General features: G+C 42.0%; 12 protein-coding genes. All 12 read left to right on the top strand.

Annotation, left to right across the window (positions count from 1 at the left end; translation table 11 throughout):
* Nucleotides 1-135: 135 nt before the first annotated feature.
* Entirely contained in the window at nt 136-648 is a 513-nt protein-coding gene (locus I2I33_RS01770; RefSeq protein ID WP_229128148.1) for a sigma-70 family RNA polymerase sigma factor, read from the top strand.
* A 76-nt stretch (nt 649-724) separates the two neighbouring features.
* Nucleotides 725-1,897: a FecR domain-containing protein gene (locus I2I33_RS01765; protein WP_087419230.1), complete on the top strand. Its 1,173-nt coding sequence runs from the start codon at nt 725-727 to the stop codon at nt 1,895-1,897.
* Between the two features lie 163 nt (nt 1,898-2,060).
* Entirely contained in the window at nt 2,061-5,450 is a 3,390-nt protein-coding gene (locus I2I33_RS01760; protein WP_195666716.1) for a TonB-dependent receptor, read from the top strand.
* 17 nt (nt 5,451-5,467) lie between these two features.
* Nucleotides 5,468-7,384 (top strand): RagB/SusD family nutrient uptake outer membrane protein, encoded by a 1,917-nt coding sequence (locus tag I2I33_RS01755; RefSeq protein ID WP_195666715.1) that lies wholly within the window; start codon nt 5,468-5,470, stop codon nt 7,382-7,384.
* A 34-nt stretch (nt 7,385-7,418) separates the two neighbouring features.
* Complete coding sequence (locus I2I33_RS01750) at nt 7,419-8,732, top strand: DUF4959 domain-containing protein (RefSeq protein ID WP_087419228.1); 1,314 nt, start codon at nt 7,419-7,421, stop codon at nt 8,730-8,732.
* A 3-nt stretch (nt 8,733-8,735) separates the two neighbouring features.
* Nucleotides 8,736-10,265 (top strand): DUF4998 domain-containing protein, encoded by a 1,530-nt coding sequence (locus tag I2I33_RS01745; RefSeq protein WP_087419227.1) that lies wholly within the window; start codon nt 8,736-8,738, stop codon nt 10,263-10,265.
* A 123-nt stretch (nt 10,266-10,388) separates the two neighbouring features.
* Entirely contained in the window at nt 10,389-11,468 is a 1,080-nt protein-coding gene (locus tag I2I33_RS01740; protein ID WP_087419226.1) for a TlpA disulfide reductase family protein, read from the top strand.
* Between the two features lie 398 nt (nt 11,469-11,866).
* Entirely contained in the window at nt 11,867-12,433 is a 567-nt protein-coding gene (locus tag I2I33_RS01735; RefSeq protein WP_229128147.1) for an RNA polymerase sigma factor, read from the top strand.
* Between the two features lie 118 nt (nt 12,434-12,551).
* On the top strand, nt 12,552-13,703 hold the full coding sequence (locus I2I33_RS01730; protein WP_162613670.1) for a FecR family protein: 1,152 nt from the start codon (nt 12,552-12,554) through the stop codon (nt 13,701-13,703).
* A gap of 83 nt (nt 13,704-13,786) precedes the next feature.
* Complete coding sequence (locus I2I33_RS01725; protein WP_087419223.1) at nt 13,787-17,368, top strand: SusC/RagA family TonB-linked outer membrane protein; 3,582 nt, start codon at nt 13,787-13,789, stop codon at nt 17,366-17,368.
* A gap of 10 nt (nt 17,369-17,378) precedes the next feature.
* Nucleotides 17,379-18,860 carry a RagB/SusD family nutrient uptake outer membrane protein gene (locus tag I2I33_RS01720; protein ID WP_087419222.1) on the top strand — a complete coding sequence of 494 codons (1,482 nt, stop codon included), beginning with the start codon at nt 17,379-17,381 and terminating at the stop codon, nt 18,858-18,860.
* A 33-nt stretch (nt 18,861-18,893) separates the two neighbouring features.
* Nucleotides 18,894-20,036, top strand: a complete 1,143-nt coding sequence (locus I2I33_RS01715; protein ID WP_087419221.1) for a TlpA family protein disulfide reductase — start codon at nt 18,894-18,896, stop codon at nt 20,034-20,036.
* Nucleotides 20,037-20,152 lie beyond the last annotated feature (116 nt).

The raw sequence follows: 20,152 nt of genomic DNA, 5'->3' as shown, positions 1-20,152 counted from the left end.
ATTTATAAAAAATTCCGTTACCTTTGTGATTACTAGTCGTGATCATTAATTTTTAGGATGTATAAGGTGAACGATTCTGAGAAAAATAGGAATCAGGAAATATGTAATTTACTTCGTTCCGGAAATCAAAAGGGGATGGAGTTGTTATTTGATGCCTATTATAAACCCTTGGTCGTGTGGGCTGATACGTTTTTACGGGACGTGAACATGGCAGAAGATGTCGTGCAGGATTTTTTCTTTTCCATTTGGAATAATAAAGTTTACTTGAATTTCTTCCCTTCTACTTTGGCCTCTTTTCTTTACGTGTCTGTGCGTAATCGTTGTCTGAACCGGATGGATAAGCAAGATGTTTTTCATCATGCCGTGGACTTGGACCACGTGGATTTAGCTTTCGAAGAGTATAATGAGAATCATGATGCCATCGTGTCGAAGGTGTTGGACGAGATTGCGTTATTGCCCGAAAGAAGTCGGGATGTCGTGAACGGGGTGTTTGTCGAGGGATTGAAATACCGGGAAGTGGCCGAGCGTTACGGGATCTCAGTTTCCACGGTAAAAACATTGCTGGGTCTCTCGGTTAAGAAATTGAGAGAGCGAATGAACGAAGAGTTATTCGCGGGATTCCTGTTATTTTTCTGTACTCGAAAATAAAATTTAAAAATTTTTCAAAAATCTATTAGACCTTTTTTGATGTTTCCGGTACTATTGATGAAAAATAGTATGATTTATGCGAAATGGTTTATTAGATCAAGAAACGGAAGAACGCTTGCTGGCTTATTTCAACGGGGAGTTGGATGAGGAAGGGCGTTTTGCCGTGGAGCAATGGTTGAACGATAGTCAGGAAAATAAGAAGATCTATTATCAACTGGAAAAAGATGCCTTATTTATTCGTTGGGCGAATCGGGAACAGAAAGTTCACGTGGAGGATAGAAAAGCAATGCTATTTCGACAAATTCGCCGGGCAAGGATTCGGAAAATCGGGTTCCGGGTGGCAGCCTCCGTGGCAGTTCTGGTGGCATTGGGTGGTGTGTATCTGTTTATGTCTACTCCGACCAAAGAGGATATGCTGGCAGAAAATACACCAATTATACGAGCGAATCATCCGCAGGCTCGATTGGTCCTTTCTACCGGAGAAGTCATTGACCTGACGAAAAATACAGATAATATCGTGGAGAAGGATGGTTCCGTGGTGGCGATCGACACGAATAAGGCACTCGTGTATAATCAATCGGAGAACGTGGAAGTAGAGAAACCGATATATAACAAGGTTATCGTTCCTCGTGGGGGGGAGTTCTTCCTAACGCTTTCTGACGGGACGGGGGTATGGCTGAATGCGGAGTCAGAATTGGAATATCCGGTAAAGTTTACTTCGGGAGAGCGTCATGTGAAATTGAAAGGGGAGGCTTATTTTAGTGTAAAGAAGGATACTACAAAACCTTTCTTTGTCACTTCCGGGGCCTATCGTTTACGGGTCTATGGTACCGAGTTTAACATGAATACCTACCATAAAGAACGGATTCAAGTGGTGCTGGTAAACGGGGCTGTTGGTTTCCGGGCAAATGCTTCGACCCCGGAGCGGAGGCTGAAACCGAATCAACTGGGGGAGGCCAACGAGGTCACGGGGGAGGTTGAAATTAAGGACGTGGATGTATATTCCTATATTGCTTGGAAAAATCAAGATGTGGTGTTCGTGAACGAAAGGCTGGAATCCATCATGGAAAAGATTGAACGCTGGTATGATGTGAGTGTCTTTTTCCAGAATGATTCTTTGAAAGATGTTAGGTTCTATGGGAACGTGCAGCGCTATGCTGATATTCGAGATTTATTGTTCTTCTTGGAGAAGACATCCGACGTGCGTTTCAGCGTGAAAGATCGAACGATTATTGTTAGCAATAAATAAAAAACGGAGAGTTGTGGCGACTCTCCGGGGATTGTAATAACCAGTAACCGCCTTCTAGCGAAAGGCTGTTACCATGTTTAACACAAAATTTGTAAACAAAGTTATGAAAAAAAAGAAGAGATCGTGCTATTTCTTTGGGAAAGCACGAGAAAAAGTTTGGCAAATGATGAAATTACGAATGATTTTAATCGTTTTTCTCGTAGGTTTGACCTCTTTACCAACCATGGCACAAGACCAAACCGTTACGTTGAAATTGACGGATGTAAATCTGTACGAGTTGTTTGATGCAATTCGAAAACAGACGGGGTTACGTTTCCTTTATAATGCGGAACAGATGAAAGAAGTTCCTAAGGTAAGCGTTGATGTGAAAAACAAGAAGGTGAAGGAGGTTTTGACAGAAGTGTTAGCAGGAACTTCTTTGACTTTTGAGTATGACAAAGATGTGGTGACGGTGGTTAAAAAGGAGGCAGATAAATCTCAACCACAAGTAAAGTTAGTGCAAGTCAGTGGTAGGGTTGTCGATGAAAAAGGGAATCCGATTCCCGGGGCTACAGTGTTGATTCAGGGAACGACTCAGGGGGTGGCCACGGATACAGATGGACGTTACACGATTAGTGTTGGACCCAATGATGCCTTGCGGGTTTCGTTTATTGGTTATAAGACGGAATTGGTGCAATTGAAAGGAAAAGATAAAGTAAATATTCGATTGACCCCCACGGCTGAAAACTTGGAAGAGGTAACTGTTGTTGCTTTCGGAGAACAAAAAAAGGAAAGCGTGGTGTCATCTATTACGACTGTAGATGCGAAAACATTAAAGTCGTCCAGTAGTGATTTGACGACCCAATTTGCAGGGAAGATTGCCGGAATTGTCGGTTGGCAAACGGGAGGTATTCCGGGAGCATTAACGGAAGAGGAAATGAATACTAAGTTTTACATTCGCGGTATTACTTCTTTCCAAACGGGAGCCAATATAGATCCTTTGATTTTGATCGATGGGGTAGAATCTTCGAAATTAGATCTCTCTCGTATGGCCCCGGAAGACATTGAGACGTTTAGCGTTTTAAAGGATGCTTCTGCCACGGCTATGTATGGAGCTCGTGGGGCGAATGGCGTTATCTTGATCACAACGAAAAAAGGAGAGGCCGGTAGTGTTTATACTTCTGTTCGTTACGAGGCAATAGCTTCTATGCCCACTCGGGAAATTGATGTTGTGGATCCGAAAACTTACATGAAAATGTACAATCAAGCCTTGCTGGCGCGTAATCCGTCCGCAACTCCACAATACAGTGTAGAACAAATTGAACGCACGGGTTCTAAGAATTATCCTTCTTGGTTATATCCTGCAAATGACTGGTACGATATTTTATTCAAAGATTATACGGTTAATCACCATATGGGATTGAATCTTCGTGGTGGGTCCAATATTATGCAATATTATGCTTCAGTTAATTATAACCGGGATGAAGGTATGTTGAAGACAGATCGCCTGAATCAATTTGACTGTAATATTAAGAATAACACTTTTACATTTCGTACAAATTTAAATATTGATTTAGCTGCAGGGATTCGTTTGTTGATTAATACTTCTGCGTCCTTGGATAAATACCATGGACCGTTTTCGGATGTAACAGGGGCTTATGCTTTGGCGTTTCAAGCCTCCCCGGTAGATTACGCTCCGACTTATCCGGGCGATGAACAGTATAATTGGCCACATATTCGTTTTGGTGCGATTGATGAATATACTAAAAATCCTTATATGATTACACAACAAGGGTATAAGGAACGAAGTCGTTATTCTGTAACAACTCGTGCCGAGTATATTCAAAATCTTTCAACTCTCGTGAAAGGTTTGGAGCTGCGCGCCAGTATTGCGTTGAATAAAGAAGGTTATTACGTGAATGCTTACAAGACAATTCCTTTCATGTATAGGTTGGAAGGATATAATTTTGAAACTGGGGAACATAAATTGCAAAGTGTGAAAAGTGATGCTAGGCGTACCTTAACAAAAAGTAATGAAGCTAGTACGAGTACGCAAGCTACACAAGTTAGTTATGAGGTTCGAGCATTACATTCTGCAGCTTGGAAGGATCATCAGACAAGTTTAACGGGTGTATTTAGTGCACAGGAAACAACAACATCTGCGACATCAACCGTTTTGGATGGAATTCCTCAAAGAAATATGAGTCTATCCATGCGTGGATCTTATGGGTTCAAAGATAAATATTTCGTGGAAGCGAGTTTTGGTTATAATGGCTCTGAACGTTTTGCTCGTAATCACCAATGGGGATTCTTTCCGGCAGTAGGAGGAGCATGGATTGCGTCGAAAGAAAGTTTTCTCGCTGACAATACGGCACATTGGTTATCATTCTTGAAATTTCGAGCGTCTTGGGGAAAAGTAGGAAATGATGGAATTATAGCCACTCCGCGTTTCACGCATCTTCCGTTGATTGAACAGAAAGGCATAACTGATCCACGTCCTGGTCAAAGGCAAATGCAAAAATACGTGGTTCGATCTTACCCAAACACCAAGATTAAATGGGAAATTGCCGAACAGGCAAACCTTGGGGTTGAACTAAAATTATTTGATGGAATTTTTGAGGCAACGGCTGATTTCTATCAAGAAGTACGCCATAACATCTTAGATTACCGGACAACTGTACCTGAAAGTACGGGTTTGGCTGCCTATCAGCTATCCAATGTGGGGAAGGCACGTGGAAGAGGGATAGATCTTTCCGGGAAAATTCAACACGCCTTTAGTCCGGATTTTTGGCTGATTCTTAATGGAACATTCACGTATAGTAAGTCTGTGTATTTGGAAATTGAAGAAGCCACGGATAAACCAACGTGGCAGCGTAAGAAAGGACAGGAAATTTCCCAGCAAATTGGTTATATTGCCGAGGGTGTGTTCCGTGGACAAGCGGAAATCGATAATTCTCCGACACAGGGAGGGGATGTTATGCCGGGAGATATTCGCTATCGGGATCTGAATGGTGACGGTGTAATTGATGTGAATGATGCCACATACATAGGTTTCCCGACAACCCCGCGAGTGATCTATGGTTTTAGTGGGTTCTTTAATTTTAAAAATTGGGAATTTAGCTTTTCGTTCCAAGGATCGGGTAAACGTTCTTTCTTCATGGATCCGATGCAGATTGCTCCTTTTGTAGGGGATCGTGCGATGCTTAAAGCCATTTATGATGACCATTGGAGCGAGAATAACATGAAAGATCGACCTTTTTGGCCTCGACTTTCGACTCAAGCGATTAATGTACATAACCCACAGGAAGATTGGGATTCGGGAGTGGAGAATCGAAAAAGTACCTATTTTATGCGGGAATGTAGTTTCTTGCGTTGCACGTCTATTGAACTTGCATATAATATGCCTCGAAATTTGGTTACTCGATGGAAAATGCAAAATATTAAATTTTATGCTCGGGTAAATAATCCTTTTTTGATCACTAATTTCAAGGTGTGGGATGTGGAACTGGGTGATAGTGGGTTTAATTATCCGATACAACGTACTTTCTCGTTAGGATTGAACGTTAGTTTCTAATTTAAATTAAATGAATTATGAGATATTTAATTATTATTTTTCTTTCTGCAACATTGATATTCGGCTGTGATTATTTGGACATGGTCCCGGAAAAGGATATCGAAACGGTGGAAACGATTTTTGAACAACGGGCAGATGCAGATATATGGTTACAAGGTTTGTATGCTGTGATGCCGAGTATGTGTACGAGTTTAGAATCTAATGTTGCTTATTTAGGAGCAGATGAATTGGCAGCCTGCGAGTATCGTCGGAATAATAAATGGTATTCTGGAGTATTTAAGGTTTCAGATGGATTGGAAATGTCTCAGGAACCTTATGATAATGTGTGGGGACCAATGTATATATTGATTCGTGATTGTAATACTTTTATCGAGAACATTGATAATGTATATAATATGACAGACGGCGAGAAAAAACAATGGAAGGGGGAAGTGTTGGCATTGAAAGCTTATGCTTACTTCGAATTGGTTCGTCGCTATGGCCCGATTGTTTTAGTGCCGAAAAATCTTCCGGCAGACGCGAATATTTCTCAATTACAGTTGCCGAGAATGCATGTGGATACTTGTTTTAAAGAAATTGTGAATTTGTTGGACGAGGCGATCGAATACTTGCCGACAAGTCTTGCTGCAGGGTATACAAGGAAACCCTATATCCATTTGGAGGCAGCGTATGCAATTAAGGCAAAAGCATTACTTTATGCGGCTTCTCCTCTGTTCAACGGGAACGAATTTTATATGGATTTTAAAGGAAAAAATGGGGAGCCTTTGGTAAGTACTTCCTATGACCCGGAGAAATGGCGGTTAGCCGCCGAGGCAGCTGATAAAGCGGTTGAAGTTTGTGAGCAAGGAGGTTTTGCATTGTGTAAAGGGACAACCGGGAAGGCAACGGCATTATTAAATACGATGATGGACATAGAACAGACATCTTATTCGATGTTTTCTAATCCGGAATATATATTGGAATGGAAAATAGATGCTTGGTGGTTTCCTTATTATACATTACCTCGTTTAAAATCTGACGATGTTAATTATAGTGATCAAGTGGATGGGAGCTTGTCTCCAACGATGAAAATGGTGGAAATGTATTACACGGAGCACGGATTACCGATTGAATCTGATGTTACATGGAATTATGCCAGTCGTTATCAATTGGGAAAGGAAACCAGCGTATTGTATAAAGATGTGGTCATGTTGAATACAGATGTGTTACAATTACACTTGCGGCGAGAGCCACGTTTCTATGCTTGTATTGCGGCGGATCGTACATATTGGCAACGAGGGACGAACACTCTTTGGAATAATTATAATTTACCCGTATATGCCTATAAGGGAGAAAGTTTTGGAACAACAATGGATATAGTCACCAGTAATGCTCCGCAAAATCCTGGAGGTTATTGGTTGAAAAAACATACGCAATCTTCTATAAATAATGTGAATTACATAGGTTCTATGGGTAATGATAATACGGCAAGTGTTATTCGCTTGGCTGAACTTTATTTGATACAGGCTGAGGCTTGGAATGAATATCTAGGTAAACCGAATGACAATGTATATCTTCCCTTGAATAAAGTTCGGGAACGGGCGGGAATTGATGATGTCGTGACGGCGTGGAAATCTTATTCTAATCAACCCGGTAAAGTGGATACGAAAGAGGGAATGCGCGAGATTATTCGTCAAGAAATTAATATAGAGTTGGCATTTGAGGGACAACGTTATTGGAATCTTCGCCGTTGGAAAATAGCGGAATTGGAGTTGAATGCAAAACAATATGGGTGGAATATTCTTGGAGAATCGGCTCGTACATTTTATAATAATTTTGAAGGTCCCATCGTGATCTGGAGTAAGTCTAAATTCACAGCTCCTCGTAATTATTTAACCCCAATCAAGGCAGAAGAAATATTAATTTCAAGTATGGTCCAAAATCCGAGATGGTAAAATGTATGATTGTAAAAATATTAAACTATAGGTTATGAAACGAATACTATTTATATCGTTTATATTGTTGGCATTTTGGGGGTGTAGCGATGATGATTCTTTTTCGTTTGGCTCTTTGATGTCTCAAGAAGATATCCGTTTTAAAGCACAACCGGGAGGAGCCATGATGTATTATAAACTTCCGGATGAGAATGAAATTTTTGGAATTAATGTCCGTTATAAAGATGCTCAAAATATAGAGGTATTAAAAACAAGTGATTATGGGAGTGATTCGCTGTTTTTAGATGGTTTCAATGAGGCTCGACAGGGGGTCTCTGCGCGGGTGACTCTTGTTGATAATAAGGGGAATGAATCAAAATCGATGGAAGTAACTTTTAATACGGAGGAGTCTGCCCCCTATGCTTTTATTGATAAAGCACAAGTTCTACCTTCTTGGGGAGGTTTTCAAGTTCTTTATGAAAGTCCGGGACAGGCATCTGGTATGGTACATATCTTTTACTTGGGAACAAACCCCTTAACTCAAGGTCCGGATACTATTCTTGTGAAAAGTTTTCCGATATTGAAAGGAGGGGATACCTTGACATTTCCTTTGGCGCAAATGCGCGAAAAAAACACGATTATTGTACGGACAGAAGATTATCGGGGCTACCGTGTAGGGCAAAAAATCTGGCCGGATATAGAATCCTATATTTCGGAAAGGCTTCCGCTTACGGAGAATGATTTTGATGCGGGGGGGAAATCTTTGGAACGAGATAACATGAAAGTGGGATTAAAATATTTATTCGATGGAGATTTGAAAGGAGAACAACGTATAAATACGGGTAAACAAGAGGAGATGTTTACTTTCCTTGCGGGACCGGATGCTATCGGGAAGCCTATGTTTGTCGATTTGGGAGAAGAGAAAGTTCCTGCATCTATCCGTATTTACGGATTATTACGTATGAAGTTGTTAATGCCAGTATCCAATCCGTGGAATCAGTTCCCGGAAGCAAAATTACCTTGTGATGTTACTGTTTATGGAGGAAATGATAAAAATGGTAATGCATGGGATAAGTTAGGTTCATTCGTACAAAGTCCATCACTTACCCCTAAAGAGAGATGGGATTGGCGTTGTGACCAGAATAATACAGAAGATAGGTTAGGGGATCCAGAAGCCCTAAATGCGGCAGATCCTTGTTATATGGAAGTATCATTTTTTGCTTCTCCGAAAAGATATCGTTATTTGAAAATTGTAGTTAATGACACATTTGATTTAGGGGGACAGTATGCTGAGTTTAATGATGAGTTAGGAAATCCTGAAAACTATGTGACAATGCATGAATTGGAGGTTTACGTAAAAAAAGATTGAGATATGAAACTGAGATATTTAATAAACTTATTTGTTGTAAGTATATTATTAGCAGCTTGTAGTGAAAGCTTGGAAGATACTTATAGCGATTATGCTGGCAACGGGAGAATTCGTTATGTTGGAAAATGTAGTGACCTGGATGCCACGCCGGGGTGGTATCGATTGTCATTGAAATGGAATAATAGCATAGATGCTACCATTGATTCGATTCGAGTGACTTGGTCTGCCTCTTCTGATGTGGTTCATGATACCTTGCTGAATGCAACGGATACCTCTTTGATTCTTAATAGTCTGGAGGACGGGACATATCGTATTGGGGTTCAAGCCGTAAATAATAGAGGCGAAGAATCATTAGAAATAACTACTTACGCTCGTCCTTATACGGAAAATCATGAAATTGTGCGAACATTTACTCAAGCGATTACTAAATTTTATCGTGTAGGGAACAACTTGGTATTCTTCACGGATAGGTGGAATAGTGATATTGTGGAGCTTAATTTGAATTATACAAGTACAGATGGTGAAAAGAAAATTTATGAACTGACAGAAGAAAGAATGAATGAAGGTTTTCTGACCGTGGAAGATGTAAATGTGGGAGAACCAATCACGGTTTCTCGGACGGGAAGAATAGCAGGTACTTCAGATACGATACAATTTAATACTTTAACTTTGGAAAATAAGCGGACGTTAACTTCGGATTTTATATCGGCAATTCAATACCGATATGGGTTCTCAACGGCAACTCCGACGTTAGAATCGGAATTCAATCATTTTTTGGATACGGTTCGTGTATTAGAATTTGATTATAGTCTGAATACACTGGAGGACATTCTTTATTGTCCAAAGTTGGAAAAGATTGTTTTGGGTAAGAATCGTTACTTGGTTGAAAGATTCACGACGAAGGAAAACTATAGTATATTGTATGATGAGATTCGAACGCTCAAAGTGTTGAATGAGGCGAATCGTTTGACGGGAGTGAAGGTCGAACGTTATGCAAACCATTATTTCACAGAAAAACCGGATTATGTGGAGGACAAAGGATTCCGGACGTGGGACGTTCCCGATAATCTTGTGTACATTCCCAGTACGGAAGTGGATACCGTAACTTGTGATTTTAAGGATATTAATGCAGATCCTTATTTACCGGACTTGGTGGACAATGATCCGGAAACTCGTTGGGAGACATCCCCGTTGACCTATATTCGTACGTATGAATTGACGATTACCTTGAAAGAGTTGAAGAAAATCCGGGGTATCAAAATCGGTCAAAAATTATTTGACCCGGCATTGGACCGTGAATCTAAGTTATACTTACCCCCCTCAATCATAATCAAGACATCTACGGATAAAATCGATTGGGATAATGTTACTTATGTGGAGGAAAACACATTAGGGCAAGGGTCTGGTGAAGTCACGCTCTTACCGATCACTGAAGGAAGCCGTGATGTCAAATATATTCGGGTAACCCTGAATGATCAGGTTAGCGGAAGTACTTGTCGTGTCATGCTGGCGGATATTATCCCTTACGAGTAGATCAAATAGAGACTGACCTAAAAGTTTATATTTGTATTTACTAACTACCTACTCCAACTCTCCCTCATACCGGGAGAGCTGGTTATCAATTGAAAATGTAATTAGGAATTTAATTTTGTACAAATGAGTAAGTCGTTATTGCTATTATTTTTATTGATCGCAACGTTGGGTGTACAAGCCCAAGATGGGTATCGGATAAGTGGAAAAATTGACGGGGTTGCCGACGGGGAACTTCTCTTGGTGTCCGACGAGAATGGGCGTTCGGAGCAAATGGCAACAACTCGAATTACGAATGGTGCTTTCATGTTTACCGGGAAAGTGGATGCTCCGGTGGCCGTTTATATCACGACCCCGGATCAGAAGGTGGTGATTCCTTTTATATTGGAAAACACGGTCGTCATGTTGAACGTGGGAGATAGTAGGGCTTTGATTAAAGGCGGGGAACAACAGGATATTTTTGCCCGTTTCAACAGGTTAACAGTCGATTTGTTGCAACTTCAAAATCAATACCAACAAGCATACCTGCAAGCGGAACAAGCGAGAGACAAGAAAAAATTGCAGGAATTGACAAAACAGTTTGAAGAGGCAGTTACGTTGGTACAGCAAAAAGAGAAGGAGTTATTGCAACAACACGCCGATTCCTACGCGGCAGCTTACGTGGTTGCGGCAGGGGCTCGTTCCTTGGAGTTGGAACCGTTGAAAGCCCGGTATAATTTATTGGGAGAGACGGCAAAGCAAACGGTTCCGGGACGGTTTGTAGCGTCACAAATCGAAGAGTTGGAACAACTGTCCGTTGGCAATGAGGCTCCTGATTTTACAGTCGTCTCTCAAACCGGGGATTCCCTTTCTCTCTACCCGATTAAAAGTAAGTTGAAACTACTTGTTTTTTGGGATTCAAATAACCTGAAATGCAGGGAAGATAACGTGACTTTTTTGGATATTTACCAGAAATATCATTTAAGAGGACTGGAAATTGTTAGTATTTCCCGGGAGGGAAACAGGCAGGCGTGGTTAAAAGCGATCAATCAAGATGGAATGTTCTGGAAACAGGGGCTTGATGCTAATTCGACCGTTTTTAATCGCTATCATGTGTTGTCCATTCCTTACACTGTTTTATTAGATGAGGAAAATAAAATTATAGCCAAGAATCTACAAGGAGTAGATTTGCGGAAAAAGATTGCAGAATTGCTGAAAAGAAAATAGGAAGTGATCGTATTAAGAGAGACCTATTTATAAAAGGTGCGTGCAACGGGAGGCTGTTCGTGTGATAGTCTCCCGTTTTTAATTTGCTAGTATAGGGGATAGATGTATTAATAGTCGGAGGCACCTGTTGCTGAATTCTGTTCATGGGGCTATAATCTTTAATCTATGAAAACAGAAAAACCAGGTGTAACGACACCAACATATCCCGTTTTTCACGTTTGTGACGGGATATTTATAAAACAAAACAGTTCTCGCGTGAAATATCTTTATGCGGACATTCTTTACGTAGAGGCGTCGAGGAGTTATAGTGATATACATTTTAAAAGGGGGATCAAAAATCACGATAGCACTTCCGCTATTTCACACAAAATATTATTTTTGCATTAAATATGGATTCAATGGCAGATTATCTGGACGGATTCAACAAGAAAAGCACAAAGGCCTGGGAGTATCTTTATCGGGATTATTATACTGCCTTGTGTAGTTACGTGTATAAAATAGTGGGGGATGAATCTGTTTCGCAAGACGTGGTGCAGGATTCACTGATTGGGATCTGGAAAGCCGATCTTCACTTTTCTCACATGGAGAAGTTAACTTGTTATTTGTACAAAGCGGTGTACACGAATGCTATTCAATATCTTAGGACGGAGCGTCTTCATCACACGTTGTTACAATCTTACGGGGAAGAGGAAGTCGAGATTTCCGACCAGCATTTTGCCCTGACAGTGCAGGAGGAGTTAACTCGTCAACTACGCCTTTGTATTCAGGAATTACCGGAGGAACAGCGTAAGATCATCCATCTTAGTTTGGAGGGACTTTCCGGGAAGGAGATCGCGGATAAACTGGGAATAAGCATACACACGGTAAAAACTCAGAAAAATAGAAGTTTCAAGTATCTGCGTTCAAAATTGGGCGGTTCGTTTTATCTTTTATTTTTATTGGCCGGGCAAAATCTTCCTCTTTAGTCGTCTGTGGCTATAATTTCGTCTGTCGGCTTAAAAAAGATAAGAAAAAATCAACTTTCTTGTCATACCAAAACAAATGTCGTTCACTATATAGGGTGAAATTATGATTGAAAGTTGTATGGATAAAAGATTAGAAAGAGCCATTACTCTATTTAAGAAATCTTATGTGGGAGATATATCCGAGGCGGAGCAAAAGGAATTGAATTGTCTTTTGGAGGATAAGACCTTGGAACAAGTTTACCGGAGATGGATGGATCATCAGTTACTTGTAGAAGGCATGGAGGAAGATAAGCGATTCCCATATACAGAGGGGTATAAAGAATTTAAGTCTTGTGTTGCTGGTATGCGCCATGTGAAGAGAAAGAGAATGATCTATCGCTTGTCTGCGGTGGCTGCCGTGTTTCTTTTGGTGGTAGCCGTTACGTGGTATTTGCAGGATGGTGGGGCCGATAAGGTGGAAAATAGGATGGTTCGGGATGCGACGGAGAAAATCATCATGCCCGGTTCAAAACAAGCGCAATTACGCCTTGCGGACGGCAAGATGGTACAGGTGGATAAACAATCTTTGGCACAACATGAACAGGAGGGCGTGCATATCTCCTACGAGGACGGTTCTATCCGGTACTCCTCCGATATTCAGGAATTGATATATAATGAATTATATACCCCGGCAAAGGGGGAGTTTTACGTGGAACTGGATGATAAAACGAAAGTCTGGATCAATTCCGGAACGAGTTTGAAGTTTCCGGTAAAGTTTGTGGGCAGAGAGAGAAGGGTGATATTGGCGGGAGAGGCCTTTTTTGATGTTTCATCGGGTAGTAAGCCGTTTATTGTCGAAACCGCTTTGGGTGAAATCCGGGTACACGGGACCTCTTTTGATGTGAAAGCCTACCCGGATGAGGATATGGCAACCACGTTGGTAAGCGGGAAGGTCACTTATTCCGGTTCTCGGCAGGTCGAAATAAAGCCGGGTGAACAGTTGGTTGCCCGTGTCTCCGGAGAATTGGAGAAGAACATCGTGAACACGAAAGAATACACGGGGTGGAAGGATGGCCTTTACGTGTTCAACAGGAAGAGCTTGGAACAAATTGCCAAGGATCTTGAACGTTGGTATGATATTTCTATTGTTTTTGAATCCGATCAATCGAGAGAACTTCTTTTTACGGGGCATCTTAAGCGTTACGACACGATCAACGTGTTCCTGGAATTACTACGGGAAACCGGGGAGGTAAATTACAAGATACAAGGTAACGAGATTACCTTATACTAGATAAAAGAAAGCGGACTGTAATCTTTTGCACCGATGTAGCCCGCCTTCCTTGATGTATTATTAACTAAATACAATTCAAATGTATGAAAAAAAAGCGATTAATTAAAGCCGGCACGTCGGCTTTAGCGTATCAAAAATTGAAAAAAATCATGAAACTCAATGTTTTGTTTCTTTTTGTGTTTTGTTTTAATCTTTCGGCGAGTGTTTTTTCACAGTACATGAAGGTCTCCTTAAAGTTGGAAAAAGCTAGCATGGAAGAGTTCTTTCAGGTTATTCAGGACAAGACAGGATTATCTTTTCTTTATAATTCCGAGCTTTTCGGGAATGAGGAAAAAATCACACTGGACATCGTGGACAAGCCGTTGAATGAGATCCTGACGGAAGTGTTGGAACCTAAAGGATTTACTTATAAATACCGGGATGAAGTGATTGTGGTAAAAAAGATTCCGATCCACGCTCAACAGGAAAAAGAAAAAAGGAGTATAACGGGAATTGTCAAGGATGACACCGGGGCGCCTTTGCCGGGAGCAACTGTTCTCGTTAAAGGGACATTGACGGGCGTTGTCACGGATGTTAATGGAAATTTCAGTTTATCGACGGAGGACGTGCCGAATATCACGATCGTGATTTCTTTCGTGGGTATGAAAACACGGGAGATCGTGGTGGACGGGAATAAGCCGCTTGAGATCGTGTTGTTGCCCAATACGGAGGAACTTGGGCAGGTGGTGATTACCGGTTACTACCAGTTGTCACAGGAACGGAGTGCCGGCTCTTTCTCGGTTGTTAAAGGGGAGGAGCTTAGCCTGAAAAGCGATCCCAGTATCATTGGTCGGTTGAACGGGTTGATTCCCGGTTTCGTGGTGAATCCGTCCGGAACGGATAAATACCTTTTGCGGGGTGCGACATCCATCAATAGTTCCCGGGAGCCTTTGTTTGTCGTGGATGGAATGCCGATGGAGCTGAACACGCTGGAAGCAACGGTAAACCCGGAGGACGTGTTGAATGTCAGTGTGCTGAAAGATGCGACAGCCTCGTCCATTTGGGGTGCAAGAGCAGCCAATGGAGTGATTGTTATAACGACAAAGCGGGGGAGATTGCAAGAGAAAACACGGATCAGCTACACGGGGTCTTTGCAATTACAGGGATTACCGGATTTCGATTATCTCGATTACATGCGGGCTAGGGATTACGTGGATTTTGCCGTGAGCGTGTTTGACCCGGTGAAAACGAATTACGGTACGAACGTGTTGGGCAGGTACGGGATAATTACTCCCGTGGAAAGAATTTTATACAAGGGAGAAACGGGTGAATACTCTGCGACAGAGGTTGAGAGAGAATTGGATAAACTTCGGAATTCCGATAATAGGAAACAGATCGAGGATTATCTTTACCGCTGGAAGACGGTTCACCAGCACAACATCAGTTTATATGGCGGAAGTGATAAAGCGGCTTATTTTCTCTCCGTGAATTACAGGAATACAAAACCCCAGCAAAAAACGGTGAACGAGGATCGCTTGATCATTGATACCAAGAATGATTTCAACTTGACTTCGTGGTTAAAGTTGTCCGTGGGGGCCAATATTTCATATATGAACAAAAAGTACAAGTATCTTCCCGATGCGGTGGGTATGATTCCTTACGAGCGATTGAAAGATGCTGACGGGAATCCGACTTCGCAAATGCATATGTTTTATAGCGATGAGGCCGTTGCGTGGACAGGTCAGGAGTTGGATAAACGGAACATGATGCATTATGACTATGTGTTGTTGAATGAGCTTGATCTTCAGAAAAATAAAGAGAGTGTATTCAATGCCAGAATACAAGGAAAGTTGGATATAAAACTTTACGACGGGTTGACGTTCGAATCTCAGTTTCAATACCAGAACGGGTATGGTAAAGTCGAGAAGTTGGACAAAGCGGAATCGTTTAAAGTGAGAAATCTGATTGCACAACAAACCCCGCTGACTGCCGGATCGGTTTCCCGTGTTCCTGTTGGTGCTATTCAGGATAAAACATGGAGTAACACGATCGAATGGATTGTGCGGAATCAGGTTTCGTATGATTTGAGTATCCGGGATGAACATAATATAACGATGCTTGCGGGAACGGAAATCCGTAAAAATATTCATGAAATAGACAATCGTATAGTTTACGGTTATAATGAAAACACCAAACAACATATAAGTCTTAACGAACAGCAAATGATTGCCGGGGTGACGGGAGGTACGATTGTTGACCCAAATAGCCAGACGACTTCACAGCAGAGTTTCACGAATGGTTTTGGGACCGGGTACGTGAAATACGATAAGCGTTTCTTTTCTTTATACGCGAATGGTGCTTATGACTACAAGAGTAAATACGGGCTGAATGCCAGTATTCGTGTTGATCAGGCAAATTTGTTCGGTACGGATATTCGTTACAAACCGATCTGGTCTGTCGGGGTGCTATGGAACTTGCATCATGAAGATTTTTGGAACAGGGACTTGTTCGATCGCTTTACTTTTAGAATCAGCCGGGGAATTGCCGGTAACACGCCGAATTCTGAAGTCGGAGGCCCTTACGACATCATTCGTTCCGCGGGATATGGGAACTTCTCGTTCGGGCAGACTCAAAGTTCGATGAATATTATTTCTCCTGCCTTGAAGAATCTGAAATGGGAAAAAACGACGATCACCAATTTGGGAATAGATTTTTCTACCTTGCAAAACAGGTTAAGTGGTTCGGTTGATTTCTACCGGAAGAATACAAATGATCTTATCGGACAACAGACGATAGACCCGACAGGAGGTTTTGCCACGATCTCAACCAATATCGGTAAGATGAGGAACACGGGAATCGAGATCATGTTGAGTTCCATCAATATTGCAAAGAATGATTTTAAATGGAGTTCCAGTTTCAATTTTGCTTATAATAGGAATAAAGTTGTCGATATTTACGTGGAACCGAATATCACGCAGTATATCAGTACCTACCAGCCTGTTTTTATACAGGGATATGAGGCGTACAGTATCTTCTCGTATAAATGGGCGGGACTGAACGAGATCGGGGAACCGACGGTCTATGATGAGAACGGGCAGGCGACTGATAAGGCAATCAGTGACATTAATGCTCTCGTACATTCCGGAACGGCCCAGCCTCCTTTTACCGGAAGTCTTTCCAACACGTTCTCTTATAAAAACTTGACTCTTTCGATACAGATTATTTATAATTTGGGACACAAGATGAGAGATGATGTTCCCGGTACGAATATCAGCGGACGTTTATTGTATAGTCAGGCCTTGAATGGGGATATTTGGAAGAACCCGATTCACAAGGATATGAAGCATGCTTGGAGAAAGGCCGGGGATGACACGAATGTACCCAGATGGTTGCCGGTAGGGGAGTCCAGACACGTTCGTGAGTACTACCCGGCGGCGGATATTAATATTATCAACGCGTCGTACATTTATATCAACGATATCACGTTGAGTTATAATTTGCCAAGTTCGATAGTAAGCCCGTTGAAGTTGAAACAATGTATGTTGAGCGTGCAGGTGGCTAACCCGTATTGCTGGAAAGCGAATAAGGAAGGGGTTGATCCGAGATTTGTGGGTTCGATGATCGGGGGACAGCGGACATTGAAATACGGGCCGGAGTATATGTTGAAATTGAACGTTCATTTTTAATCCAAATGCTATGAGATATAATATAATAATAAATAAATGGAGCATCTTGACGGAACAATGTCATAAAACATTCATTTGTCTGGTGTCCGTGGTGGTGATGTTTTTCTCTGCCGGGTGTGACGACTTTCTGGATGTTGCACCTTCATCAAGCGTGTCGATTCCTACCTTTATTGAGGATTACGAAAATATGCTTTATCCGTTTTATCTGAAATATAATGCGAACCCGATTCTTGCCGTTATGGGGGATGATGTTTACTGGTCTAAGAGTTTCTACAATAGCTGGTCCGGGAATGAACAATTCCGGAGGGCATATTTATGGAGCGATGAAATATACGACCAGTCGATGAGTAACACGCATTGGAATCAGCAATACGGGATGATTTACACGTTCAATAAGATTGTTGACGAGGTGAGGAATGTACCGAATGAGGCGATGGGGAATTTACTGGTGATCGAGGCGGAGGCGAGAGCGTACAGGGCTTTGACTTATTTCAATCTTGTCAGTGTCTACGCGAAACCTTATGCTTTGGCTAATGAAAGTGATCCCGGTATTCCCGTTATTCAGAAAAATGACGTGACGGAAACCAAACGGGAGAGAACGCCTGTTCGGGAAGTGTACAACTTTATCATCAGTGATTTGGATTCTGCTATCAAGTATTTGCCGCCCCACCCGACAAAGGCATCCCGCTATCAGGCCGCGAGGTTGAATGTTATCGGGTTAAAAGCAAAGGTGCTTTATCACATGAATGAGTACGGGCGTGCTTTGACCGAGTTGGAGAATTTCTTTGAACTACTGGCGACGACAACTTCCCGGTTTAATTATAGCTATGCTCTTTTTAATTATGAGAATGCAACACCTTCACCTTACGACCCATCCGGGTTACCCTCGGTTTATGACCCGGTCGCTGACGTGGAAGATGTGATGATCAATGAATATATGTTCGATCCCACGAAAGGTTCTCTTTATACCGGATCTATTGCTGTGCTGGCATCGAATCATCTGATGAGTTTGTTTCCCGCTGATGGGGACAGAAGGAAGGAATTGATGCTTAGTAAAACAGGGACGGATGCGGATGAGCCTGATCGGGTGATTAAGGAGGGGCATTATTCGAACACGGGTATTTCGATGCCTGACATCTATTTGATGATAGCCGAGTGTTATGCGCGAAGTAACCGGACAACCGAAGCGTTGAAGTATCTTAATGATTTGAGGGAGAATCGTCTCACTCCTGCAACTTATACAGAATTGTCATCTTCTGATTCACAGGTTATTTTAAGGTGGGTGTTGGAGGAGAGAATAAAGGAGTTTGTTGCAACAGGACATCGTTGGCTTGATATGCGGCGTTTATGGAATGATCCGGTGGGGAGTGCCTTGATCGAGAAAACAAGAACCTTTGATGGGAAAACTTATACCCTTACAGAGAACCGGTTGACCGTGCGTATTCCGGAATATGTGATGGAATTTAATCCGGGGTGGGAGCAAAATCCATGATACGGGTAGTAATTAATTACTAAAATCGTTCAGATGAAAAAAATAGTCATTTTTCTATTTTGGATAGTCGTGGGAATGGTAACGAGTTGTGTCTCGAATGACACAACGAAGGTGATCATCACGGTAGAGAATTACCCGCTTGATACTGTTCGGATCGTGTGGATGGCAGGCGGAGAGTTCAAGGGGGAAAAAGTACCTTTAAAGAATGGTAAGGGAGAGGTTGAGATTTCGGCGCCGGAATACACGTTAGTGTCTATTATTAATGATGATCCTGCGCAGAGAATTACTTATGGAGATGGAATTATTCCATCTCCTTCTATTAACTTTTTTGCAGAAATGGGGCAAAGGATTCGTGTGCAGTTTGATGAAGAGAGATGGCCTATTGCTCGAATTGACGGGGGAAAAGTGAATGAGGACTATATGCGGCTGTGGGGCAAAAAGGGGCCGTTGGAACGAAAGAAATGGGAACTGATGCGGGTGTTGTATTCTTCGGAAGATGTGGATAAGGAGCCATTAAAACAAGAAATCAGTGCCATTCGGGAAGCGTGTCAACAAATGGAGTACGAATTTATCCCGTTGAATCCGGATAGCTATGTATCACTTCATTTGTTACCCGGTGTCCGTACGTCTCTGCCTTTTGAAAAATATGAGCAATTGTTTCTGAATTTAAGTGAAAGGGTGAGAAACACGGAGATGGGGAAGAGTACGTCAGAACAGATTGCCATGACTAAAAAGTCATTACCGGGACAGCTTGCTCCGGATTTTTCGAAGGTAGATAAAGAAGGGAATACCATTCGTTTGTCTGATTTGAAGGGGAAATATGTTCTTATCGACTTTTGGGGGACATGGTGTATTCCGTGTCGTCGATCTCATCCGCATCTAGTGGAATTACATGAGAAGTATGCACCCAAGGGGGTGTATTTTATCAATGTGGCGCAGGAGAATGATATGAAATTTCGGGATAATTGGCTAAAAGTAATTGAGGAAGATAAGATGACATGGACCCAGATATTGAATAATGAAGGGCAGGAAAGGTGTGATGTGGTGAGGTTATTTTCCGTAACTACTTTCCCGACGAAGGTACTCATTGATCAGGAGGGGAGGATTGTGGGGCGCTACTTGGGGGATTCCAGGGAGTTGGATAAGGAACTGGAAATAATTTTCGGGGGTAAGTAAAAAGGGGCAGTTCAAAAAGTCATTTTATTTCAAAAAACTCCTCCGTCACTTCGTGCCACCTCCTCTATAAACAGAGGAGGAGCTGGTGACTCTTCCCGAAGACAGGGGGTATTTCA

The sequence above is a fragment of the Butyricimonas sp. BSD2780061689_150309_C8 genome (assembly GCF_015560935.1).
Classification (GTDB): domain Bacteria; phylum Bacteroidota; class Bacteroidia; order Bacteroidales; family Marinifilaceae; genus Butyricimonas; species Butyricimonas paravirosa.
Note: the sequence above shows the minus strand (reverse complement) of the source record. Positions and strands in the feature narration are given on the sequence as shown.